This window comes from uncultured Candidatus Thioglobus sp., assembly GCF_963981275.1.
Lineage (GTDB): Bacteria > Pseudomonadota > Gammaproteobacteria > PS1 > Pseudothioglobaceae > Thioglobus_A.
In genome coordinates this window covers 42569-49989 of sequence record NZ_CAXCCZ010000005.1, presented here as the reverse complement: position 1 = coordinate 49989, position 7421 = coordinate 42569, and the positions used below count along the sequence as shown (strand labels likewise).

The 7421-nt window shown below is 39.0% G+C and carries 7 protein-coding genes and 1 pseudogene; 5 read left to right on the top strand and 3 right to left on the bottom strand.

The features are described from left to right. From ABNR88_RS01680 to ABNR88_RS01660, 5 genes and pseudogenes are all read left to right on the top strand, one after another. Positions 1-185: pseudogene (locus tag ABNR88_RS01680) on the top strand (ATPase); the annotation flags it as partial. 11 nt (positions 186-196) lie between these two features. Then, positions 197-1378 carry an NnrS family protein gene (locus ABNR88_RS01675; RefSeq protein ID WP_291925863.1) on the top strand — a complete coding sequence of 394 codons (1182 nt, stop codon included), beginning with the start codon at positions 197-199 and terminating at the stop codon, positions 1376-1378. Then, on the top strand, positions 1378-1821 hold the full coding sequence (locus ABNR88_RS01670; RefSeq protein ID WP_291925866.1) for a hemerythrin domain-containing protein: 444 nt from the start codon (positions 1378-1380) through the stop codon (positions 1819-1821). Before ABNR88_RS01675 ends, ABNR88_RS01670 begins: the two co-directional genes overlap by 1 nt. After that, positions 1818-3161, top strand: coding sequence for a VWA-like domain-containing protein (locus tag ABNR88_RS01665; protein ID WP_291925868.1), 1344 nt, complete (start codon positions 1818-1820; stop codon positions 3159-3161). The genes ABNR88_RS01670 and ABNR88_RS01665 overlap by 4 nt, the downstream gene beginning before the upstream one ends. 2 nt (positions 3162-3163) lie before the next feature. Continuing rightward, positions 3164-3478: a rhodanese-like domain-containing protein gene (locus tag ABNR88_RS01660; protein ID WP_291925872.1), complete on the top strand. Its 315-nt coding sequence runs from the start codon at positions 3164-3166 to the stop codon at positions 3476-3478. Here the strand turns inward: ABNR88_RS01660 and rlmB are convergent. The 3 genes from rlmB to lptD are packed head-to-tail and all read right to left on the bottom strand — an operon-like array spanning position 3470 to position 7312. Beyond that, a complete protein-coding gene (gene rlmB, locus ABNR88_RS01655) occupies positions 3470-4213 on the bottom strand; it encodes a 23S rRNA (guanosine(2251)-2'-O)-methyltransferase RlmB (protein ID WP_291925875.1) in 744 nt (247 codons plus the stop codon). The two genes, ABNR88_RS01660 and rlmB, sit on opposite strands and share 9 nt — an antisense overlap. Before the next feature lie 11 nt (positions 4214-4224). Beyond that, positions 4225-5163 carry a peptidylprolyl isomerase gene (locus ABNR88_RS01650; protein ID WP_291925878.1) on the bottom strand — a complete coding sequence of 313 codons (939 nt, stop codon included), beginning with the start codon at positions 5161-5163 and terminating at the stop codon, positions 4225-4227. Further along, positions 5123-7312, bottom strand: coding sequence for an LPS assembly protein LptD (gene lptD, locus ABNR88_RS01645; protein WP_348669861.1), 2190 nt, complete (start codon positions 7310-7312; stop codon positions 5123-5125). Before lptD ends, ABNR88_RS01650 begins: the two co-directional genes overlap by 41 nt. Positions 7313-7421: the final 109 nt, after the last annotated feature.

The following is a 7421-nucleotide window of genomic DNA, read 5'->3' as shown; positions in this document are numbered from 1 at the left end:
CCAAAGAAGGGGATAATGCGCAACAAATCTGGGGAAATATCCTTAATTTTGCACGAGACTTTCCACAAAAAGAATTGGGCGTTATGCTAGTTTCTGACATGCAAAGAGCAATTGGTAGTGAAATCTTTACCATTCCTGAGTTTGCCAATTGGGCAGGAAAAATAGCAGACACTCTTTTCGACTAAAACTAATAATCATGATTAATTTAAATAAAAATACCGAGTACACAACCAAACCCATATTAAGATTGGGATTTAGACCCTTTTTCTTTGTCTCAGGCGTTATCGCTGTAGCTGCTATGCTGATGTGGATGGTGTTTTATCCGTCACTCATCTTAATCAACAATGCCAACCCAATTGATTGGCATGCGCATGAAATGATCTTTGCCTATGCTGCAGCAGTAACAGTTGGTTTTTTATTAACCGCTAGCAAAAACTGGACAGGCGTACAAACCATCTATAACAAGCCTTTACTGGCTTTAGCAATTATATGGGTTGCGGGGCGATTTTTACCCTTTATTGGTGGTGAATATTTAGTGTATCAAGCTGCTGTAGATGTTAGCTTTTTACTTTTCTCTACAGTGGCTATTGCCTGGCCAATTATTAAAGCTAAAAATTGGAATAATGTTAGCATTGTTGCCAAATTAGCACTACTATCCATTGCGCATATTCTGTTTTATTTAGGGTTATTGGGCATGGTCTCCCAAGGGGTTTACATGGGTATTTACCTTGGATTTTATTTGATCATTAGTCTGCTATTTATGATGTCTAGACGACTATTGCCTTTTTTCATTGAACGCGGTTTAGGCTTAAAAACTGAACTTAAAAATTCTAAGTTTTTAGACTTATCTTCACTGTTTTTGTTCTTAGCTTTTATTATTGCTGAAGTCTTTTTTCAAACCATTATCTCCACCATATTGGCCGGACTATTGTTTATCATTCACTCAATCAAGCTTGTTAACTGGTATCACCAAGGTATATGGAAAAAGTCCTTGCTTTGGAGTATCTATCTTGCTTATGGCTTGCTCACTCTAGGGTTTGGACTTCATGTTGCTTCGTATTTTGTTAATTTAATGCCAAATATCAGTACACACAGTTTTGCCTTTGGCATGGCACTGATGACACTCAGTATGATGGCACGTGTCTCTTTGGGACATACAGGGCGTAATGTTTTTCAACCGCCAAAACAAATTAACTTTATGTTTATTTTGCTTACTCTGGCTTTTGTTACGCGGGTGTTGCTTGTTTCAATTTTCCCTGAATATTATGTCAATCTTATTTTTGCCTCACAGTTGTTGTGGATTTTGTCCTTTTCATGGTTTGTTGCACTCTATGCGCCGATGTACTTTCAGGCTCGTGTTGATGGGCAGTTTGGCTAATGAAGATCGCCAGCGAATTACTCATCTTGACCAGAGAGCATCACACGGCGCTCTCATTGGGTAATAAGTGTGTCAATAGTGCTAAGAGAAATGATCAACAAGAAATATCTGAATTATGTTTAAAAATTTCAGAAAATTTCAAAATGGATTTTCATGAGCATTTTGACACTGAAGAAAGCACTATTTTTGTCTTTTTAAGCGACAAATCAACCGAATTAACGCAATTATGCGAACAATTAACCCAAGAACATCAAGAATTATACGATTTAGCCGAAAATCTTCCTAAAAACCCTCAAACTTTAGAAAAATTTGGCAAATTATTAAAATCACATGCTAGAACAGAAGATCGACAACTATTTCCTAATATTGAACTTTTAAGCTCTTCTCAAAGGCAAGCAATTCTTGACTCAAGCACTCAACACGCATCCGCTATCAAAGTATGAGTGAATCAGACTATCAATATTGGCAAGATTCAGCGCTCACAGCTGATAAAAAAGTCGATGTTATTGGTGAGGATGTTGTTTATGATAACAATGAAGATCGAGTTGATCTTAAAGTAGTTGAGGCAAAACTTACCAAAGCGCGTACGCAGCTTATTCTTGATAAGCCTTTTTTGGGTAATCTAGTTTTAAGGCTCCCTTTAAAAGCAGCTGGGTCTTGGTGTCAAACCAGTGCCACTGATGCTAAAAGCTTTTATTACAATCCTAGCTTTATTAACAAATTAGACAATCATCAAGTTAAATTTGTACTCATACATGAGGCACTTCATTGTGCACTGACGCACTTTGCTCGTCGTAAAAATCGAGACAAACATAAATGGGATTTAGCCTGTGATTTTGCCATTAACCCCTTGCTGGTTAAGGAAGGGTTTCGCCCGCCTTTAGATGTGCCTATTTTTAGTAAATATGAAAGCATGATTGCGGAAGAAATCTACCCAATGATTGATGACAGCATTGATACTGAACCAATGGATCAGCATTTGTATGATGATAATCCCAAAGAAGATGCTAATGAATCCGATGGCGGCATGCGCGAAGATGCCCTGGACGGCGAGAAAGATAACTCGACAGGCAAGGATGGAAGTAGCAAACAATCATCAGTAGGCACACATTCTGATGACTTAGCAGAGCAGCCTGAGCCACTCACCCCAGATGAAATGCAATCTTTAGCCAGTCAGTGGCAAAAAAATCTTGCATCAAGTGCTCAGCTGGCACAGCAAGCCGGTAAGCTCGATGGCGAGTTTGCCAAGCTGATTGACTTTTTCTTGCAGCCTCAACTCTCTTGGCAATCACTTTTGGCACAATACATGTCTAGTCTTGCTAGGGATGATTTTTCCTATGCTCGAGCTTCTAGAAGAAGTGGTGATGCGATTTTACCTTCGCTCAGATCTAGTCAAATTGACATGACTGTGGCGATTGATACTTCAGGATCCATTTCCCAGGATGAAATCGATGAATTTGTCTCAGAAATTAACGCCATTAAAAGCAATATGCGCGCCTCAATCACACTCATTGCTTGTGATGAAAAGGTAAATCCAAATCTAATTTGGCGCTTTGAGGCTTGGGATGAGTTACAGTTTCCAGCTTCACTCGGGGGCGGCAAAGGAACTAACTTTAATCCTGTATTTGATTATCTAGATCAGCAAGATTCTGCCTCTAGCGTACTGATTTATTTTACTGATGCCAAAGGTAAATTTCCAGAATTTGAACCTAATTACCCCGTCATGTGGCTGGTGAAAGGCAAAGAGTCTATTCCTTGGGGATCGCGAATTCAGCTTAATTAATTATGCAAGATTTAACCCCTGAAGCACTAGAAGAGTACCTAGAGTTTAACACTCCGTTACTACTCGATGTTAGAGAGCAGTGGGAATGGGATAAGTGCCATTTTGATGAGGCAAAGCTATTGCCCATGGGGCAAATCATGGCCAATATTGATACCCTGGACAAAAACCAAGAAATGGTTGTTATTTGCCATCATGGTATTCGTTCTATGCAAGTCGTGCGTTATTTTGAATCGATTGGTTTTACAAGCATGATTAATCTACGTGGCGGTATCGATGCCTGGGCTAAAACGATTGATCATTCAATGGCTTTATACTAGACGCTGTCTGCTCGCTTCAAATAAGCTAATTCCTGTAGCTACCGATACATTTAAACTCTCAACATTGCCCTGCATTGGAATTAGAGCTAGCTGATCACAAGATTGCTTAGTAAGCTTACGAAGTCCTGTGCCTTCTGCACCCATAATTAATGCGGTAGGTGTTTTTAAATCAATTTGGTAGATAGAGGTTTCGGTTGAGCCATCTAAACCCACCACCCAAACATCTTCTTTTTGCAAAGCTTTGATAGTTCGAGCAAGATTGGTTACCTGAAAAATCTTAAGCTGATTTAGCGCGCCTGCCGAGGTTTTATGCACCAAAGCGTTAATCGGTGCAGAGCCGTCTTTATTGATCACCACACAATCCACACCAGCCGCATTAGCACTACGCAAACAAGCACCAAGATTTCTAGGATCTTGAATAGAGTCCAAAATTAGAATTAGTGGCGAGCCTTCTAGTCTTGATACAAACCCGATTAACTCATCTTGGTTGGGTAGGGTGGGGAGTAAAATTTCAGCAGCGATTCCTTGATGGGTTTGATTTTTAGTTAGCTTATCAAGCTGTTGCTTATTAGATTTAACGGTTTGAATATCTAGTTGATTGAGCTGCGAGGTGATTTGTGCAACTCTCTTATCGTTACGATTATCAAGAGTTAAAACTTTAACAAATCCTTCTGGGGCTGAATCAAGCTGAGCCTGAATGGCGTGAAAGCCAAAAATAACAATTGTTTTAGACATGGGTGATTAAGCTAGAGTTTGTGATCAAAAATTTCGATGTAAGCATCTTTTCTAAGTTTTTTAGTCCAGTTGCGAAAGTACAAGTTTTTCTTTTGGCGTATTAAGGCTGATTTAATCACTTTTAAGTGGTTATTAACCTGACGTCTTTCAATAACCTTGATTAATCTCCAGCCATTGCCCGCTTTAAAAGGTGCTGATAATTCTTGCACTTTTAGAGGTTTTAGCGCTTGCATGAAGGCTTTAGGTAGTCGTTTTTGTACGAGCCAATCAGACTCCCCACCATCTTTATAAGACTCATCTTGAGAATGAAGTTTTGCTAAGGCTGAAAAAGACGCGCCTTGTTGAATTTGGCTGGCTAAATCAGTCAAAAACTCTTGAATTAAATCATCTTGAGATTGCAACAAGGAGTCGGTTTTGTCGATTGTGCTAATCGCAATTTGAGCAATGCGAACTTGATCTTCCAGCGCCTGAGTGGCTGCTGGATTATCCTTTAGGGCTTGATCAATTTCTGCCTGACTTAAAGAAAGTTTAGCCTTGCTACTAATTAACTCCCTTAATCCGTTTAAAGAAAGTTTTTGTTGGATACTATCCATAATTTGCCCAAATTCAGGTCTTGTTTGCAGTTGTTTAAGGGTTAGCTTATTTTGCTTGGCAACTCGACTGAGCATATTGTTAATGGCACTAGATTTGGGCTTAACCCCCAATTGCGTTGCCTTTTCAATTTGCAAAAGGATGTCAATTTGTTGATTAAGTGTTTTTAACTTGCTCTCTTTAGACTGTTTGATATCGCTTTGCGTGTTAAGCGCATCACGCGTAATGAGATGGTCGTTAACAATGGCAACAATACTATTTGGTGCAGATGAGACACCAAGTGAAATAACCAGTGCCAATAAGGGTAGTTTGCTCATGTTAAAAGTCATCCAAATTAGCCAAGTAGTTTGGCACTTCATCTTCTAAGCGCTTATATAAGCTTGGCGAAGTGGTGGCGAGCCCCTTAAGTACCAGCTCAAAATTGGTAACATAGTCATAATCATTGCCACTCACGTGCTTTTTAAAGTGCGCTAAACGCAATGCCCAGCAGCAAGATTCATAGGCAATACCAGTGGTTTCTTTATTGGTAATTGAGTCAGTAATAGATCGGTTGATACCGGCAAATACATGCACTTGTTGGGTGATAGGGTAAGCACCGTAAAGCTCAGCTGACTTGATGGTATTGTCATCATGATGTGCCAGTGTTAAGAATTTTCTTGGATTTAAAATGTAGCTCATTGAACTGTCACGCTTATCAATTTTATTGGTTTCTGGATCGTACTGCAATGCATTGTTAAAAGTAAAATTGTCAAATGAAACATCAGCTGAAAGGGCAATATCAGAGTATTTTCTACGACTAACCAACACGCCAGAGCTATCCATATCAGTATCATCAATGTGACGTGTTTGTGCCGCCTTAAGACTTAAATAGGTGTCACCGGTTTCTTCATCAATAAAATCAGACTCAAGGCCTAAAGTAAAGTTATTGGCATTGCTGATTCTATCAATACCAGTAAATTTTTGTCCTGAAAACAAACCCTCGTAAGAGTCATTTTTATCAGCAGAATCAAAACTTGGTAGAGCGCTTTGGTCTTTTTTAGGTGTGTAGTTATAAGCCAATCTAGGTGTAAGTGTTTGAATTAAATCCGTACCAAATAAGTGGGTTTCTCTTTCAAGGAATAATTTTGAATCCAGTCCAAAACTATAAATAGAGCGAGACTCATCCGCTGCATTATCTAATGCATAATCTGTGGTGGAGAGATTGAGTTTAGGTGTTAGAGAATAAGCATTTGTTGTTATTGGACGAGAGAAATTAGCTTGAGCATGAGTACGCACTCCGGTATCAGTTGAGGTTTGGTGCTTAAAGTTAGTACTAACTAGTGAGAGGTCAATTTTTCGGTTATCCATACCCTCAAAGGCTTTAGAGATTGATATCTCAGGTGCACGTGTATAAGTGGCAGTGCCATTATTAATTAACTGCTCATTTTCTGCAAATAGAGCAATTTCTAAGTTCTGCTCGGTGTCCGCATAATTAAGGTCAAGGTGCGAAAATAGCGCAGAGTCAGAGGTGTCGCCATGAGTTATTTCTTTAAAGTAGTTTTGATCAGAAACACGATTAGCTACTAAGCTTAATTCGGTTTTATCATTAAGTGATAAATCAACCGTAGAATTTAACAACCAACGCTTATTGCTTGTAATGTCATCTTCATTTAAGTAATGACCCTCGATTTCAAAACGACCATCATCTAAGTATTTATTGCCAGCAATCAACTGACGATATTTACCTTCCACCACACTGCCACGACTTGAAAGCTGGTTAAGCGTTAGTAAGAAATCGCGATCTGGGGCGATGTTAAAATAATATGGAATTCTAATTTGGTAGTTATTTTCTTCGCCAGCAACTGACTCATCATAGCTACCAAACCCAGGCGCTAAGAAACCAGAACCTCGTCCTTCAAGCACCCATTCATGATGAGGTGCATAAAATACTGGAACACCTAAAAACTCCACCACGACATCATCCGCAACACCACGATTAGTATCTGAATTAAGTGTAATTTGGTCAGCCTTCATTTGCCAATCAGTGTTTCCCAAGGGGCACAAAGAATAGCTAACGTCGTCAAAAACCTGCTGAGTACCATCATTAACAACCTGACTGGCCTGACCATTCATCTTGGTATCTGGATAGTGAAACTGAACTTGGTTTAACGTAGTGTGTGTAATCTCATCTTGTTTTTTGATCACAGCACTCTTACCCACAAACATCAATTCGTCATCTTGAAATTTAACTTGACCCTTGGCTGTTGAAGTTTTGCTAGATTTTTTAATTTGAATTTCATCAGCACTTAGATAATAAGCACTGGAATTGAGCGCGACATTACCTGTTAATAGGTAAGTATCCCCCTTGGTAATCTCACTATGATCAGCAACCACATCTAAGTTTTTGTCAGTTGAAAGAGTTTGTTTAGGGAAAAGCAAGCGACTATCCTCACAGCTGAGTGAATACCCTTGGGCGCTAGCAGTTGTTGAGAATAAGATAAATGAACAAAGGACAAGTGAGTTTTTCATACTAATCATGTTTTTTTAAAATTCATTTATTTTAACATCAACTAAATAGCAAATAGCCTGCATATATTAGTTACATAGCTAGGACTTTATTTGGGTAAAATAACTCAGG